At 53.1% G+C, this 15,063-nt stretch carries 16 protein-coding genes; 12 read left to right on the top strand and 4 right to left on the bottom strand.

Features of this window, described 5'->3' with window-relative positions; all coding sequences use genetic code 11:
* Window positions 1–239 precede the first annotated feature (239 nt).
* Genes infC through rplT form a run of 3 tightly spaced genes read left to right on the top strand, consistent with a single transcriptional unit; the run spans window position 240 to window position 1,383 of the window.
* Window positions 240–770: a translation initiation factor IF-3 gene (gene infC / locus KNP84_RS00980; RefSeq protein ID WP_021065640.1), complete on the top strand. Its 531-nt coding sequence runs from the start codon at window positions 240–242 to the stop codon at window positions 768–770.
* Between the two features lie 30 nt (window positions 771–800).
* Window positions 801–995: a 50S ribosomal protein L35 gene (gene rpmI / locus KNP84_RS00975; RefSeq protein ID WP_021065641.1), complete on the top strand. Its 195-nt coding sequence runs from the start codon at window positions 801–803 to the stop codon at window positions 993–995.
* A gap of 28 nt (window positions 996–1,023) precedes the next feature.
* The gene (rplT, locus tag KNP84_RS00970) at window positions 1,024–1,383 is read left to right on the top strand and encodes a 50S ribosomal protein L20 (protein ID WP_021065642.1); all 360 of its coding nucleotides are present in this window, start codon (window positions 1,024–1,026) and stop codon (window positions 1,381–1,383) included.
* A gap of 178 nt (window positions 1,384–1,561) precedes the next feature.
* Here the strand turns inward: rplT and KNP84_RS00965 are convergent, their stop codons facing one another.
* Window positions 1,562–2,653, bottom strand: a complete 1,092-nt coding sequence (locus KNP84_RS00965) for an RNA-guided endonuclease TnpB family protein (protein ID WP_215114052.1) — start codon at window positions 2,651–2,653, stop codon at window positions 1,562–1,564.
* 238 nt (window positions 2,654–2,891) lie between these two features.
* On the opposite strand from KNP84_RS00965, the gene KNP84_RS00960 reads away from it, so the two are divergent.
* The 6 genes from KNP84_RS00960 (at window position 2,892) to pheT (ending at window position 9,215) form a co-directional block, all read left to right on the top strand.
* Window positions 2,892–3,146: a hypothetical protein gene (locus KNP84_RS00960; protein ID WP_214835179.1), complete on the top strand. Its 255-nt coding sequence runs from the start codon at window positions 2,892–2,894 to the stop codon at window positions 3,144–3,146.
* A gap of 23 nt (window positions 3,147–3,169) precedes the next feature.
* Window positions 3,170–3,652 (top strand): dUTP diphosphatase, encoded by a 483-nt coding sequence (locus KNP84_RS00955; RefSeq protein WP_029595195.1) that lies wholly within the window; start codon window positions 3,170–3,172, stop codon window positions 3,650–3,652.
* A 23-nt stretch (window positions 3,653–3,675) separates the two neighbouring features.
* On the top strand, window positions 3,676–4,755 hold the full coding sequence (locus KNP84_RS00950) for a M42 family metallopeptidase (protein WP_021065645.1): 1,080 nt from the start codon (window positions 3,676–3,678) through the stop codon (window positions 4,753–4,755).
* A 1-nt stretch (window position 4,756) separates the two neighbouring features.
* Complete coding sequence (locus tag KNP84_RS00945) at window positions 4,757–5,503, top strand: TrmH family RNA methyltransferase (protein WP_215114051.1); 747 nt, start codon at window positions 4,757–4,759, stop codon at window positions 5,501–5,503.
* Window positions 5,504–5,804: 301 nt separating this feature from the next.
* Window positions 5,805–6,827, top strand: coding sequence for a phenylalanine--tRNA ligase subunit alpha (gene pheS, locus KNP84_RS00940; protein WP_214835177.1), 1,023 nt, complete (start codon window positions 5,805–5,807; stop codon window positions 6,825–6,827).
* A gap of 12 nt (window positions 6,828–6,839) precedes the next feature.
* Window positions 6,840–9,215, top strand: coding sequence for a phenylalanine--tRNA ligase subunit beta (gene pheT, locus KNP84_RS00935; RefSeq protein WP_215114050.1), 2,376 nt, complete (start codon window positions 6,840–6,842; stop codon window positions 9,213–9,215).
* A 41-nt stretch (window positions 9,216–9,256) separates the two neighbouring features.
* Here pheT and KNP84_RS00930 read toward each other — a convergent pair whose 3' ends face one another.
* The 3 genes from KNP84_RS00930 to rnhC form a co-directional block, all read right to left on the bottom strand.
* Window positions 9,257–10,279 (bottom strand): PTS sugar transporter subunit IIC, encoded by a 1,023-nt coding sequence (locus KNP84_RS00930; protein ID WP_034796886.1) that lies wholly within the window; start codon window positions 10,277–10,279, stop codon window positions 9,257–9,259.
* A gap of 327 nt (window positions 10,280–10,606) precedes the next feature.
* A complete protein-coding gene (locus KNP84_RS00925; RefSeq protein WP_021065650.1) occupies window positions 10,607–11,419 on the bottom strand; it encodes an alpha/beta fold hydrolase in 813 nt (270 codons plus the stop codon).
* 72 nt (window positions 11,420–11,491) lie between these two features.
* Window positions 11,492–12,403, bottom strand: coding sequence for a ribonuclease HIII (gene rnhC, locus KNP84_RS00920; protein ID WP_021065651.1), 912 nt, complete (start codon window positions 12,401–12,403; stop codon window positions 11,492–11,494).
* Between the two features lie 123 nt (window positions 12,404–12,526).
* Between rnhC and KNP84_RS00915 the strand changes: the two genes are divergently transcribed.
* From KNP84_RS00915 to KNP84_RS00905, 3 genes are read left to right on the top strand one after another with little or no spacing between them, the layout of a single operon-like run.
* Window positions 12,527–12,928: a hypothetical protein gene (locus KNP84_RS00915; RefSeq protein WP_021065652.1), complete on the top strand. Its 402-nt coding sequence runs from the start codon at window positions 12,527–12,529 to the stop codon at window positions 12,926–12,928.
* On the top strand, window positions 12,928–13,449 hold the full coding sequence (locus tag KNP84_RS00910; RefSeq protein WP_021065653.1) for an NfeD family membrane protein: 522 nt from the start codon (window positions 12,928–12,930) through the stop codon (window positions 13,447–13,449). The genes KNP84_RS00915 and KNP84_RS00910 overlap by 1 nt, the downstream gene beginning before the upstream one ends.
* A gap of 3 nt (window positions 13,450–13,452) precedes the next feature.
* Window positions 13,453–14,967 carry a flotillin lipid rafts scaffold protein FloT gene (locus KNP84_RS00905; RefSeq protein ID WP_021065654.1) on the top strand — a complete coding sequence of 505 codons (1,515 nt, stop codon included), beginning with the start codon at window positions 13,453–13,455 and terminating at the stop codon, window positions 14,965–14,967.
* Window positions 14,968–15,063: the final 96 nt, after the last annotated feature.

Here is a 15,063-nt window from a genome sequence, read left to right as displayed (position 1 = left end):
TGCGCGAATTCTTGACATCTTAATCCTATTGGTGTTAAGATGACATAGTGATTAAATACAACAAAGCAGAAGCGCCCGCTTCTCACCTCGTCCGAACAGATTCGGTCAGGTCCATCATGTACGTGAAGCAGTCGAGCCTTGGTCTCTGCTGTCTCCGAAATGATGTGTGGGCGGGAAACTGCCGACGCTTTTTTTATTGCCATGTTGTCTTATCAATCTAAAACTCGTGCAACCGCACGATGGAGGTGCTAACCATTAGCAAAGAGCTCTTTATCAACGAAAACATTCGTGCCCGTGAAGTTCGCTTAATTGGAGCGGACGGTGCACAACTCGGTGTGCAATCGCGTAATGAAGCATTACGTTTAGCAGAAGAGGCTGAACTCGATCTCGTCTTGGTCGCCGACAAAGCTAACCCACCGGTCGCTAAAATCATGGACTATGGGAAATACCGTTTCGAACTCCAGAAAAAGGAGAAAGAAGCGCGTAAAAACCAAAAAGTCATCCAATTGAAAGAAGTGCGCCTCAGCCCGACAATCGAGGAAAACGATTTCCAAACGAAATTGCGTAACGCTCGCAAATTCCTTGAAAATGGTAACAAAGTGAAAGCGTCGATCCGTTTCCGCGGACGCGCCATCACACACTCGGAAATCGGCCGACGCGTCATGGAAAAATTGGCGGCGGAATGTGCCGACTTGGCAACAGTTGAGCAAAAGCCGAAGATGGAAGGACGCAGCATGTTCTTAGTGCTGGCTCCGAAGAAAGAAGATTAATCATCGAGTCATAGTGGGGAGGAAATACTCATGCCGAAAATGAAATCGCACCGTGGTGCTTCTAAACGTTTCAAACGTACTGCATCAGGTAAACTCAAGCGTTCACACGCTTACACAAGTCACTTGTTTGGTAACAAATCGACTAAAGCGAAACGTAAGCTCCGTAAAGGTGCTATCGTCTCAGCTGGAGACTTCAAACGCATTCGCAACATGATCGCGAAGTAATACAGAAAGAATTTAGGAGGGAAACCATATGCCACGCGTAAAAGGCGGTTATACGACTCGTCAACGTCGTAAAAAGCAAATCAAGCTTGCCAAAGGTTATTTTGGCTCGAAACACATTCTATTTAAAGTAGCAAAACAACAAGTCATGAAGTCACTCATGTACGCTTACCGTGACCGTCGTCAAAAGAAACGTGATTTCCGTCGTCTTTGGATCACACGTATCAATGCGGCAGCACGCACAAACGGTCTTTCATACAGCCGTATGATGCACGGCCTCAAGCTCGCAGGGATCGACATCAACCGTAAGATGCTTGCTGAGCTTGCTGTGACAGATGCACAAGCATTCGCGTCACTTGCTGATACAGCTAAATCAAAATTGAACGCGTAATCGTTCAATCGACAGCGCCGAGACCTTATCTCGGCGCTTTCTTTTTTCTGATTTATTCCGTGAACTACTCACCACTTGCTCGCTTCGCAATCTGAAGTGGGAGCTTCTTGGGAAGACCGTGCTTAGACCAGCCACGGTTATGGGCCAAGCTCGTCGGGCAGTCCCTGCCCTGATTGTTTCAGTCGGCGAGGCGCAACAGGTTGAGGCTCGCGTTGACGTCGCGGTCGTGGTGTGCGCCGCACGTGGCACACGTCCACTCGCGGATGTCCAACCCCTTCTTGCCGCCGTTCTCGCCGCAGCTCGAACAGACCTGGGTCGAGGCGAACCACGGGTCGGCCTTGATCAGCTTCCGCCCGTAGAATTTACATTTATATTCGAGTTGTCGGACGAACTCGCCCCATCCGGCGTCCCCGATCGATTTCGCCAGGCGGCGATGTTGCATCATCTCCCTCGGCTTCAGCGTCTCGACCACGACGACTTGGTTCTCGTCGACGATGCGTCGCGACAGCTTGTGGAGGAAGTCGTGCCGTCGGTTCTTGACCTGTTCGTGTGTCTTCGCGAGGAGGAGCCGCGCCTTCTCACGGTTCCGGCTGCCGGGCTTCTTTCGGGCGAGCGCGCGTTGCGCCCATTTCAGCCGTGCCTCGGCCTGTCGCAGGTTGCGCGGGTTCACAATCTTCTCCGTGACGAGATCGTCGTTCGTCATGACGGCGAAGTGGTCCAGCCCGAGGTCGATCCCGATGTTGTGCTCGGCCGGGACCCACGGCTCGTCGTCCTGATTGACGAGGAGCGATACGAAGAACTTGCCCGTCCGTGTCATCGACACGGTCGCAGACCGGATCTCCCCTTCGAAACTTCTGTGTTGTGTGAACCGGATGAACCCGACCTTCGGCAGACGGACTTTTCCCGCCTCGATGCGGATCGTGCCGTGCTGGTTGTTCGTCGTGTAGGAGGCGCGCGCCCTCCGTCTCGACTTGAACACCGGGAAGCCGTCCGTCCCGGCGAAGAACTTCGCGAACGCCGTGTCGAGGTGCAGCTTCGCGTTCGCGAGCGCGAGGCTGTCCGCCTCGCACAGGAACGGGAACAGCGGCTTGTAGGAGGCCGGTGTCGGCGATTTCCGCCTCGGCCCGCCGCTCGCCTTCGCCTCCTCATGGATGGCGATGCGGTCCTCGAGCAACTTGTTGTAGATGAAGCGGGCGCAGCCGATCGTCTTGATCAGGAACTCGGCCTGCGCCGCCGTCGGGTGGAGCCGGTATTTGTATGCCTTCAGCATGTCCGCCCCTCCTTTGCCCGATGTCAGGATGATGCTCGTCCCATTCCGATACCCGCGAAGGGGGGAGGGAAATCTGACGGAATCACGAACTTTTGTTCGTTATATTTGTCACAGGGATATCCAAAGGGTTCGCAAGCAGGCGATTCATCCCCCACCTACGCTGGGCTTCGCCCCGGACGTTTAGAGGTGGGAGAATTCTCGCTTAATTATGTTAAACTTAAGATAAGGAGGACGTCCCATGGATCAATCAGTCTTAGCCATCGTCGCGTTGGCACTCATCGTCTTGAACGTCTACACCTATTTGCAGGCGAAACGGTACACGCTCGGCGAAGGTGATTTCAACGTCTTATATGCTTATGCCGGCGGTGCGATCGGTGCTCTGTTCGGGCTTCATTTGACGCGGAAAAAGGCGGTTCATGCCCCAAAAAGCGTTCAAATACAAGTATTGATTTTGGCAGTCGGCTGGTCTTTAATGATTTTAGTACTGCTTTGAATGCAGAATAGGAGGAGCAACCGGTGAACTGGACAACATTATTTGATCGGCAGCGTGAATTAGATGAGCGGATCAAAGAAGAACATCAACTATCCGGGAACCAATTTGATGAGCGGCTACTCGCTTTGCTCGTCGAACTCGGTGAACTCGCCAATGAGACCCGTAGCTTTAAATTTTGGTCAACGAAGGGCCCGTCGCCTCAAGACGTGATCTTAGAAGAGTATGTCGACGGCATTCATTTCTTATTGTCGCTCGGTCTTGCCCTCGGGTATGAACGCGATTCGTTCCCAGCAGGTAGCTCGTATCTTGATGCGACTGACGCTTTTTTAGACGTGTTCCGCAAAGTGACGAACTTTGGTTTGTCGAAGACGGAACCGATGTACGAGACGCTGATGGCGGCTTATCTCGAACTTGGCTATACGCTCGGCATCAACGAAGAGTTGATGGTGATGGCGTATATGGCAAAAAATGAAAAGAACCATGAGCGACAAAATCAAGGTTACTAATCGAAACGAAGGAGCGATGTCCCATGAACGAATCATTACATATGCTGAAACGCTTGACGGATGCCACCGGTGTCCCGGGAAATGAAGGAGAAGTTCGCTCATTGATGCGCGAATACTTGGAGCCTCACGTGGAAGCGTTCGAACAAGACGGGTTAGGCAGTCTGTTTGGACGGGTGACGGGCAACGCGGATGGACCGCGTGTCATGATTGCCGGCCATATGGATGAAGTCGGCTTCATGGTGACACGAATCGAAGAAGGGGGCTTCTTACGTTTCCAAGCGCTCGGTGGCTGGTGGAACCAAGTATTGCTCGCGCAACGCATGGACGTCGTCACACGCTCAGGCGAAAAAATCCCTGGAGTCATCGGTGCGAAACCGCCGCACGTGCTTCCGCTCGAGGCGCGCAAGAAACCTGTCGAGATTAAAGACATGTTCCTCGATATCGGTGCGACGTCGAAAGATCAAGTCGCGGAGTGGGGCATTCGCCCGGGCGATACGGTCGTCCCACACTGTGAGTTCACGGTCATGAAAAATGAAGACTTCTTGATGGCCAAAGCGTGGGATAACCGAATCGGTTGTGCCATCGCCATCGAGGCGGCGAAACGATTGAAAGACGACGAAGTTCCGGGTGTTGTCTTTACTGGAGCGACGGTCCAAGAAGAAGTCGGGTTGCGCGGTGCCGTCACGGCTGCCAACTTGGTCAAACCGGACGTCGCCATCGCCGTCGATACGGGTATTCCTGGAGATACACCAGGGATGACACCGGCAGAAGGATTGTCGAAACTCGGGGAAGGCGTTCAAGTCATCTTCTTCGATGCGACGACCATCACGAACCCGCGCCTCATCGATTTGATCGTCGAAGTGGCGAAAGAGAACGACATCAAGTACCAATTGGATTTGACGCCGGGCGGTGGAACGGACGCTGGCCGCTTCCATTTGGCAGGTGTCGGGATGCCGGCCGTCGCGCTCACGGTACCGGTCCGTTATTTGCATACGAATGTCTCAATCATTCACAAAGCAGATTATGAAGCAGCCGTCGATTTGGTCGTAGCGCTCACGAAACGACTCGACCACGAAACGGTTCAATGGTTGAAAGAGGGATAATATGACGAAAATCACGTCTACGAAAAGTGAGACGATTAAGCGCTTAAAGCGTTTGATGACGAAAAAAGGCAGACAAGAGTCCGGACAATTTTTGGTCGAAGGCGAGCATTTGGTCGACGAGGCCATCCTTGCCGGACGTCTCGTCCAGCTGATTATGGGGGAGTCGTATACCCCGAAAGGATCATGGCGCCTTGATGAGATGCCTGTCCTCGAACTATCCGACCATGTGGCCGATTTGTTATCAGAGACGGAGAAAACGCAAGGTGTGTTCGCTGTCGTCAAGATGGCCCCGGTCGAACGAAAGATGAAACATGTGCTCGTCCTCGATCGCATCCAAGACCCAGGTAACCTTGGGACGATGATTCGGACGGCGGACGCGGCCGGCTTTGATACGGTCCTTCTCGGCAAAGGGACGGTCGACCCGTTCAATGCCAAAGTCGTGCGCGCGACACAAGGTTCTTTGTTCCACGTCAACGTGAGCTCGGTCGATTTGCTCGAGACGTTGCCTGAATTGAAGAACGAAGGCTTCCAGATTTACGGCACGGCTCTCGCGAAAGCGACATCGTACGAGCAAGTCGATTTTAGTGAGAAGGTCGCGCTCGTCATCGGCAACGAGGCACAAGGCGTACGTCAAGACGTGCTCGACTTGTGTGACACGCGTGTCCATATCCCGGTTCTCGGCGATGCCGAATCGTTGAACGCGGCCGTCGCGGCCGGTATTCTCATGTATCGGATTGCGCTACAATAACCTTGTCAGCACTGACAAATCGTGATAGGTTAATTACATCGAACAAAATATCGAATAGACGTTGAAAGAGCATAGTACGCGAACTACCGAACGAGTACAGGGAGCATGGGCCGAGACTGCGAGCCGATGCCTTGGGCGGCGCTGAATTCACTCTCGAGTCGTGTTGGAGACAACACCGAAGTAGCATCCCGATACCGATGCTCTCAAGTGGGCCGATTTCGGCCAAGTAGGGTGGTACCGCGATTATTCGTCCCTTCAGTCATCGACTGAAGGGACTTTTTTTGTAGAGGAGGAAATAAGAATGAAAGAACAGTTGGAACAATTACAACAAGAGGCGTTGCAAGAGATTCAAGCGGCATCTTCGCAAAAAGAGTTGAACGATGTCCGCATCAAATATTTAGGGAAAAAGGGGCCGATGACCGAGGTGCTTCGCGGGATGGGGAAACTCTCACCTGAAGAACGACCAGTCGTGGGTGAACTCGTCAACACGGTCCGGACGACAATCCAAGACACGTTAGAGGCACGGATTGAGGAAGTGAAGGCAGTCGAGCTCGAAGCGAAACTGGCGGCTGAAACGATTGATGTCACGCTCCCGGGTCGGACGTCTCTACCAGGACACACCCACTTGCTTCAACAGATCGTCGATGAGATGGAAGACTTGTTCGTCGGTCTCGGCTATACGATTGCCGAAGGTCCGGAAGTCGAGACGGATTTGTACAATTTCGAGATGCTCAACCTCCCGAAAGATCATCCGGCCCGCGATATGCAGGATTCGTTCTATGTGACAGACGAGACGCTTCTCCGGACGCATACGTCTCCTGTTCAAGCACGGACGATGCTCCAAGCCGAAGGGAAACCAATTCGCATCATCTGCCCGGGTAAAGTGTACCGTCGCGATGAGGATGACGCGACGCACTCGCATCAGTTCATGCAAATCGAAGGGCTCGTCATCGATGAGCATATCTCGATGGCCGATTTGAAAGGGACGCTCGAATCGTTCGTCAAGCAGTTGTTCGGTGAGACGCGTGAGATTCGTCTCCGTCCAAGTTTCTTCCCGTTCACGGAGCCGTCGGTCGAAGTCGACATCTCTTGTTTCAAGTGCGGCGGCAAAGGCTGCAACGTCTGTAAGAAGACAGGCTGGATTGAGATTCTTGGTAGCGGGATGGTGCATCCACGCGTGCTCGAGATGGCAGGCTATGATTCGACGAAGATGTCTGGATTCGCATTCGGAATCGGTGTCGAACGGATGGCGATGTTAAAACATGGGGTGGACGATATCCGTCACTTCTATACAAACGACTTACGCTTCATCGAGCAATTCTAAGGGGGATCACACATGTTATTATCAAAAAAATGGTTGAATCAATATATTGATGTATCCGATTTGAGCGGACAAACGCTCGGCGACTTAATCACGAAAAACGGGATTGAAGTCGAAAGCGTCGTCAGCCGGTCGGAAGGCTTGTCGGGACTCGTCGTCGGGCATGTCCTCGCTTGCGAGAAGCATCCTGAGGCCGACAAATTGAACGTGACGACGGTCGATATCGGTGCGGACAGCCCGGTTCAAATCGTCTGTGGCGCGCCGAACGTCGCCGCCGGTCAACACGTCATCGTGGCGACGGTCGGAGCTCGTCTCCCAGGACTTAAAATCAAGAAAGCGAAGCTGCGCGGCGTCGAGTCGCAAGGGATGATTTGCTCGCTCGAGGAACTCGGGTTCGAGAAAAAACAAATTCGCGAAGACGAGCAGGACGGCATTCACACGTTCCGCGAACCGGTCGAAGTCGGTGCGGACGTCATCCGCCTGTTAGACCTCGACGATGAAGTGATTGAGCTCGGATTGACACCGAACCGTTCGGATTGCTTAAGCCTTTACGGGATCATTCATGAAGTCGCGGCCATCCTTGAGCGCCCATACACATTACCGACTGCCGACGTGACGACAGATGTCGCGAACACGGTCAGCGTTCGTCTCGAGACAGATAACTGTCCATACTATGCGACACGCCGTGTCGACGGCGTCGTCATCGGTGACTCGCCACAATGGTTGAAAAATATTTTGATCGCAGAAGGCGTCCGCCCAATCAACAACGTCGTCGATGTGACGAACTACGTCATGCTCGAGCTCGGTCAACCGCTTCATGCGTTCGATACGGCGAAACTCGGAACGACGATTGCTGTTCGTCAAGCACATGACGGGGAAGAAATCGTCACGCTCGATGACGTGACGCGCACGCTCGATGCCTCGATGATGGTCATCACGGACGGCGAGCAGCCTGTCGCCATCGCCGGCGTCATGGGTGGAGCGAACACCGAAGTCGATGCGACGACGTCGAGTATCATCCTCGAGTCGGCCTACTTCGCACCGGCATCGGTCCGTAAGACGAGCCGTACGCTCGGTTTACGCTCGGATTCGAGTGCCCGCTTTGAAAAAGGGGTCGACCCGGAACGGTTACAATTGGCCCTTGACCGTGCGGCCGAACTCATCGTCGAAGTGAGCGGTGGCACAATTAGCGACATCGTCATCGCTGGGGACAAAGACTCTGCGGCTCGGACGATTGATGTCTCGGTCGCTTATATCAACCATCGACTCGGAATGGACCTCGAGCAAGAGACGATTGTCCGCATCTTGGAACGTCTCGGTCTGGATGTGACCGGGGACGAGACGTTGACGGTCCACGTACCGTCGCGTCGCCCTGACTTGGAGTTGCCGGCTGACATCACGGAAGAAGTGGCACGCCTCTATGGCTATGACAGTCTTCCGTCGAGCCTTCCGGCGTCACACTCGAAAGGGTACCTCCCGAAAGAAAACGTGTTGCGCCGTCGCGTCCGTCGCATCCTCCAAGGCGCAGGATTGTCGCAAGCGATCACGTACTCGCTCACGAGCGTCGGGAACGCCTCACGCTTCAGTGGAGCCGACTTGACGCAAGTGAACTTGGCAATGCCGATGAGCGAAGAGCGTTCGGTACTCCGGACATCGCTCATTCCAGGTCTGTTGGAGGCGGCTCGTTACAATACGTCGCGTCAACAAGCGAACGTGCGATTGTATGAGACAGGACGCGTCTATGTTGAACAAGGCGAGACGTTGCCACGTGAAACGGAGCGCATCGCCGGCGTATTGACGGGACTTTGGTACGATCACCGTTCACAAGGTACGCGTGTCCCGGTCGACTATTTCGTCGCTAAAGGAGCCGTTGAGACGCTCTTGTCTGCGCTACGTGTCGAAGCGACGTATGAGGCGGCCGTGATTGCCGATATGCACCCAGGTCGTACCGCAAACGTGCTCATCGACGGACGTGTCATTGGTTACGTCGGACAAGTCCACCCAGGTGTGTCGAAAGACGTGTATGGATTGAAAGAAGTGTACGTGTTCGAACTCGACTTGGACGTGTTGCAACAGTCAGCCGAGCTCATCTATGAAGACGTACCACGTTTCCCATCCATCACACGTGATTTGGCGCTCGTGTTGAAACGGGACATCCCGGCCGGTCAAGTCGAAGCGACCATCAAACAGGCGGCAGGACCGCTCTTGATTGACCTCGCCTTGTTCGATGTCTATATCGGGGAGAACGTAAGGGACGATGAGAAATCAATCGCCTTCTCGCTCAAGTATCAAGATCCGACCCGCACCCTTCAAGATGAAGAAGTGACGGCGTCGTATGAAGCGATTCTCACTGCCGTTCAAGCGGCACACGGTGCGGAAGTTCGCGCATAACTTAAAAAGGTGTCCACCACGTGTGGACACCTTTTTTGAGTTTACTGGACTTCAAGAGCCAAGTCGCCAAACTTTGTCCAACCGACGAGGCATGTCACTTTATACAAGACGAGCGTGATGACGGCTGGAAGGACGACTCCCGTTCCAACGAAGATGAGGAACGCGTCCATTCCTTGCGCGGCAAGGATGTTGAGCGGTGCAATCAATGAGTTGAGCCCGAGTCCCGCGATCTCATAAGGGACTTCGAGTGAGAAGACGAGCGTCGCAATCGGCGCGCTGATCATCGCCGCGATGAAAGGCGGCATGACGACGCGAGGGTTTTTGACGACGTTCGGGAACTGGACTTTCGGTGTGACGAAGAACGAGGCGACCAAACCGCCTGGATCTGTTTGACGATATGCCATGAGCGTGAAGCCGACGAACTGGGCCGTACATCCGATCAACGCGGCGGCACTGGCGACCGGGTCGAGTTGAAGCGCGATGGCGAGTGCGGCCGACGAAGCAGGTGACATGAGCATGACACTAAATACGAGCGCGATGACGAGCGATGTCGCGATTGGAGACGTATTGACCGAAGCGGTGATGCTGGCGCTGATTGAGTTGATGAGCGGTGTCGTGACGGCTGCTGCGCCGACTCCGACGATGCCGCCTCCAAGGACAGCCGTGACCGGGACGACCATCATATCAAATTTCGTTTTCCCGAGGACACGTTTGCCTAACCAGACCGCAGCCGCTGCTGCAATCAAGGCGCTGATCGGTTGACCGGGCACGAGGACGAGCCCGCTCTCGGTCGCTTGGAGCGCCGCACCACCAACGGTTGCCGCAATCATCGAGCTGAACAAAATGAGCGTATTGCCGCCGAGCTGATAAGCGACACCGGCACCGAGTGCCGGGGCGAGCAATGATTTCGCGACTTGCCCGATCAAGACGAGTGTCTCGATGCCGGCCATCTTCCCAATCGTTTCAATTAAGAGTCCAACCCCGAGCGTGACGAGGACGGCGCTTGCCATTCCTGCTGATATTTTGATCATTCGGTCCATTGCGTACTGTTTCACTTCCATCATCTCCTCTATGTGTGTCAATCCAATAAAAAAACCTATCCGGATGGGATAGGCGCGTCGGTCATACCATGAGCGCCTCGTCCGAAACCATCGAAACAAGGGCCCAAAAATTCGTCTCGGTCATCGAGTCGATTTTCAGTCCCTCAGTCGAATAATAATCAGTAGGCCGTGTTGCGCATGGGTTTTCATCATTGCCAGCTCCTCCGTTTGTTAAGATTTGTCTAAGAGTAACACGATATTTTTCAATAATCAATATTTTCTGAAAATTAATTTGAAAAAAATTGAAAACCGCTCAAAAAGAAAGACGACCCAATGAAGGATCGTCTCGTATTAAGACGTGCTGGCTGCAAGTGAGCCAACTTGTTGATCGATGAATGCCATCGAGATTGAATTGAAATGATCGGGTTGGTCGACATTGACGACATGGCCCGAGTCAGTGACGACTTGGACACGAGCCGTCGGCTGATGTTTCGCAGTCCGTTCGACGGCTTCGAGGAACATGTAGTCCTCGTCACCCATAATATAGAGAATCGGTACGTTCGTCTCGATCGAAGAGAAATGACGAAGCAACGGATTCATATTCTCGGTCATCTTGAACCAGCGGATGAACTCGCGTTGACACAGGTTGGCCGCATCGCGGACGAACATCATGCGTGATTTCTTATGACGCTTCTTCGGTAATAAAATCCACGCGAACAGCTGATATAGCCACATGTACGGCACGAAGCTCTGTACGAGACTACCGAGGCGAATCAACAACGTCGAGCGGACGTTGAACTTGACGATGGCCCCGCCGAGCACGACTGAAGCGATTCGTTCCGGATGGTGCTCGAACATCGCTTGAATGACAATCGTCCCGAGCGATAGGCCGACCATGTGGCCTTTTTCAATCTGTAAGTGGTCCATGACCTCGACGACGTCTTCGACAACGACATCGAGCGTATACGCGTTCAGCGGTTGATTCAACGACTGTTCTGCGTTGTAAGAGCCGCCATGTCCGCGTAGGTCGAGCAGGAGCACGTTATATTTCTTTTTGAACGGCCGAATTTGACGATACCAATGCGACAGACTTCCACCCGCGCCATGGATGAAGATGACCCAAGGATGGTCGTCGCTTAATGTGTACGTTTTATAATGCAACATGAACGCTATCCTCCAAAAATTTTTAAGTTCATTAAACCCTAAAAATAATATACCATATCTACAAATGTAGGACTATCGTTTCAACTCGCTCAACCGGATTGCTTTTTTCGTGTTGGCGAAGTGAACTTTCGCGACCTCGTTCAAACGGGATTGACCATAACGAAGAATCAAATCGGCCGCGACTTGGTCGACTTTGGCGCCGGCGCCTTTCGGTAACGTGACCCCGAGTGTCGCACTTAACTTGTCCATTTCTTTTAAGAACAAGGCGCGAGCGAGAATCGAGGCGGCGGCCACGGCGACATGCAGTCCTTCCGCTTTCGTCGAGAAATAGACGTCGTCTTTGACGACTGCTTTTTCGGACCGAAGGTGGTTATAGTAGATGTTCTTTTCAGCGAACTGATCGATTAAAATGGCGTCCGGTGTCGCATCGAGCTTCTGTAATAAGGCCGACAAGGCGGCGTTATGGGCGACGGCCGTCATTTTGCCTTGCGTCATCGTCCGTTGCATTTTATTATACGCCGGATTGTGCAACGTCGCCTTCTGATAGGTGATGGTGACGTGCAAGTCTTTGGCGATTCGGACGATCTCTGTGTCCGACAGCAGTTTGGAGTCTTTGACCCCGAGCTCTTTGACGAGAGCGATTTTCTCTTTTGGCACGTAGGCGGCGACGACGACGAGCGGTCCGAAATAATCACCTTTTCCGACTTCGTCGCTCCCGATGACAGACCAGTCCGAAAAGCCTTCCGGCAGAACATTTTTCGGAACGCTCGGTTCTTTTTTAATGCTCGTTCCCCATTTGGCGGCTTCCGTGTCGGCATCACGTCCTTGGAACATGACTTTACCCGAATTGTAGACCGTAATCACACACTGAGGTGTTTTAGCACTGAATCGTGCGTGTGGCGGAGGATTGACTGAATGGGCCCGATAACTCGCGATGAGTTCCTCCTGGGCGGTAGCTGATAATTTAATGACTTGATTGCCCAATGTGAGCACTTCCTTTCTAACGCTAGCAAATCAATCTTACATTTTTTTTAGTTATTTTGAAACCAAAGTTTCGCTCTAAACGTATAGACAAGTGAGTAAAGAAAGAAGCGAGGTGAGTCGGAGATGTGGTGGCGCGATGACACGGATGAAGATGAGGCAGAATCTCTCTATAAACATATTCTCGAGCTAGAAGCTCGGATTGCAAAACTGATCGCCCATCAAGTCAGGGTGCGTCGCTTGCTCATGCAGGAATCGTCGGAAGCGGCGACCGAGCAAATCATTGCGTTACAAGCGGAAGTCGATCACTATTTGTCACTTCTGCGACAAGAACGGATGGAGGCGGTCGACCGCTATGATCGTTTACGTCTCGAGCAGACGTTAGGACGGGTCCGACAGTCGGTCAATCAACCGACCCGACCGTTGGCAGAGTGGGACACGATTGAACAGGCGCTCGCGCTCGAAGTCGAACATTTGCGCCGCGTCCTTTCGTACGAACGACAGCGTCGCGCCGAGGAGGAGTGGTAATGGAATCGTTAGATCAGCTGTATTGGTGGGTACTCATCATCGCGGGTCTCGGTACATTCGTGTACATGATTTTTTCAGATGCGTTCGATGTATTTGATGGTTGGTTCAATCCCGCCGTCATCTTATCCTTTTTAGCGCTCGGTGCGGGAATCGGATTGATTTTAAATGCGCTTGCCCACGTGTCGCCAATGATAGGGCTTGCCGTCGCCCTCGTCGGTTCATTCGCGCTCACGACGCTCCTGTACTTATTCGTCCTCTTGCCGCTATCGAACGCGGAAGAATCGATCGGAATGACCGATGAATCCCTCGTCGGCCTGATTGGTCGATTGACGGTCCCGGTCCCAGAAGGTGGGTTTGGCGAAGTGCTCGTCGAATCGGTAACGGGATCCGTACTAAAAACGGCCAAGAGTGTCGACGGAAAAGCCATCGATACGACACAACGCGTCGTCATCATCGAAGTCGAACGAAACATTGCGGTCGTCATGGAGTATGACGAACCGACAATCCGAAAGGAGTTTTAACGTATGAACACAGCTATTTTAGCCAGTATTATCGTCGGGGTGATTTTGCTCGCCTTAATTTTCGTCTTCGTGTTGAAGTATCGCACGGTCGGACCAGATGAGGCGCTCATCGTTACCGGCAGCTACTTAGGGAAAAAGAACGTCCATAGCGACGCGTCAGGCAACCGTGTGAAGATTATCCGTGGGGGCGGAACGTTCGTCTTGCCGGTGTTCCAGCAGGCTGAACCACTCAGTCTTCTCTCGAGCAAGCTCGAAGTGACGACGCCGGAAGTGTATACCGAGCAAGGTGTACCGGTCATGGCGGACGGGACGGCCATCATCAAAATCGGCGGCTCGATCAGTGAGATTGCCACGGCGGCCGAACAATTCCTCGGCAAACCGAAAATCGAACGCGAGAACGAGGCAAAAGAAGTGCTCGAAGGTCACCTCCGTTCGATTCTCGGTTCAATGACAGTTGAAGAGATTTATAAGAACCGTGATAAGTTCTCACAAGAAGTGCAACGCGTCGCCTCACAAGACTTGGCCAAGATGGGTCTCGTTATCGTCTCGTTCACTATCAAAGATGTTCGTGACAAGAACGGCTATCTTGAATCGCTCGGGAAGCCGAGAATCGCGCAAGTGAAGCGAGATGCCGATATCGCCACGGCCGAAGCGGACAAAGAGACGCGCATCAAACAAGCAGAAGCGATGAAGGACGCGAAGAAAGCGGAACTTGAACGTGCTTCAGAAATCGCGGAAGCCGAGAAAGAGAACCAGCTTCGTATCGCGGCGTATCGCCGTGAACAAGACGTCGCCAAGGCCCGCGCCGACCAAGCGTATGAGCTCGAAGAAGCGAAAGCGAAGCAAGAAGTCACCGAGCAACAGATGCAGGTCCAAATCATCGAACGTCAAAAGCAAATCGAGCTCGAAGAGAAAGAGATCATGCGTCGTGAGAAACAGTACGATTCTGAAGTGAAGAAGAAAGCCGACGCCGACCGCTATGCGATCGAGCAGTCAGCCGAAGCCGACAAGGCACGTCAAATTGCCGCAGCCGACGCTGAGAAGTATCGCATTGAAGCGGAAGCGAAAGCCGACGCCGAACGGGTCCGCCTCGCCGGTGTGGCCGAGGCCGATTCGGAACGGGCCAAAGGGGAAGCCGAAGCCGACATTATCCGCTTGACGGGTCTCGCCGAAGCCGAAGCGAAACAAAAGATTGCCGAAGCGTTCGAGCAGTATGGTCAAGCCGCCATCCTCGACATGGTCGTCAAGATGCTTCCGGATTATGCGAAACAAATCGCGGCACCGCTTGGCAATATCGACAAGATTACGGTCGTCGATACGGGCAGCGGCAAAGACGGCGGAGCCGGCAAAGTCACGGGTTACGCCACCGACTTGATGGCATCGCTGCAACAGACGCTCAAAGCGTCGTCAGGAATCGATATGAAAGATTTACTCGACAACTTTGCTGGAAAAGGCAACGTTCAGCCGAGTGCGAATCGCGAGTTGAGCGAGTCAACGTTCGCCGCGACGGAAGAATAAGTAGGGAGCCACAGACAAGTCATCGTCTGTGGCTTTTTTTGTTTCACTCAAATTCCCCTAAATTTGAAACGAAAGGCTTCAAACTCGATCGGTTTC

This window comes from Exiguobacterium sp. s70 (assembly GCF_018618315.1).
Taxonomy (GTDB): domain Bacteria; phylum Bacillota; class Bacilli; order Exiguobacteriales; family Exiguobacteriaceae; genus Exiguobacterium; species Exiguobacterium chiriqhucha.
The sequence above is the reverse complement of the archived record's forward strand: the minus strand, read 5'-3'. Positions and strand labels throughout refer to the sequence as shown.

Excerpts from the sequence above, each read along its gene's own strand:
- infC (WP_021065640.1), top strand. The coding sequence starts at position 240 with ATGGAGGTGCTAACCATTAGCAAAGAGCTCTTTATCAACGAAAACATT.
- rpmI (WP_021065641.1), top strand. The coding sequence starts at position 801 with ATGCCGAAAATGAAATCGCACCGTGGTGCTTCTAAACGTTTCAAACGT.
- rplT (WP_021065642.1), top strand. The coding sequence starts at position 1,024 with ATGCCACGCGTAAAAGGCGGTTATACGACTCGTCAACGTCGTAAAAAG.
- KNP84_RS00965 (WP_215114052.1), bottom strand. The coding sequence starts at position 2,653 with ATGCTGAAGGCATACAAATACCGGCTCCACCCGACGGCGGCGCAGGCC.
- KNP84_RS00960 (WP_214835179.1), top strand. The coding sequence starts at position 2,892 with ATGGATCAATCAGTCTTAGCCATCGTCGCGTTGGCACTCATCGTCTTG.
- KNP84_RS00950 (WP_021065645.1), top strand. The coding sequence starts at position 3,676 with ATGAACGAATCATTACATATGCTGAAACGCTTGACGGATGCCACCGGT.
- KNP84_RS00945 (WP_215114051.1), top strand. The coding sequence starts at position 4,757 with ATGACGAAAATCACGTCTACGAAAAGTGAGACGATTAAGCGCTTAAAG.
- pheS (WP_214835177.1), top strand. The coding sequence starts at position 5,805 with ATGAAAGAACAGTTGGAACAATTACAACAAGAGGCGTTGCAAGAGATT.
- pheT (WP_215114050.1), top strand. The coding sequence starts at position 6,840 with ATGTTATTATCAAAAAAATGGTTGAATCAATATATTGATGTATCCGAT.
- KNP84_RS00930 (WP_034796886.1), bottom strand. The coding sequence starts at position 10,279 with ATGATGGAAGTGAAACAGTACGCAATGGACCGAATGATCAAAATATCA.
- KNP84_RS00925 (WP_021065650.1), bottom strand. The coding sequence starts at position 11,419 with ATGTTGCATTATAAAACGTACACATTAAGCGACGACCATCCTTGGGTC.
- KNP84_RS00915 (WP_021065652.1), top strand. The coding sequence starts at position 12,527 with ATGTGGTGGCGCGATGACACGGATGAAGATGAGGCAGAATCTCTCTAT.
- KNP84_RS00910 (WP_021065653.1), top strand. The coding sequence starts at position 12,928 with ATGGAATCGTTAGATCAGCTGTATTGGTGGGTACTCATCATCGCGGGT.
- KNP84_RS00905 (WP_021065654.1), top strand. The coding sequence starts at position 13,453 with ATGAACACAGCTATTTTAGCCAGTATTATCGTCGGGGTGATTTTGCTC.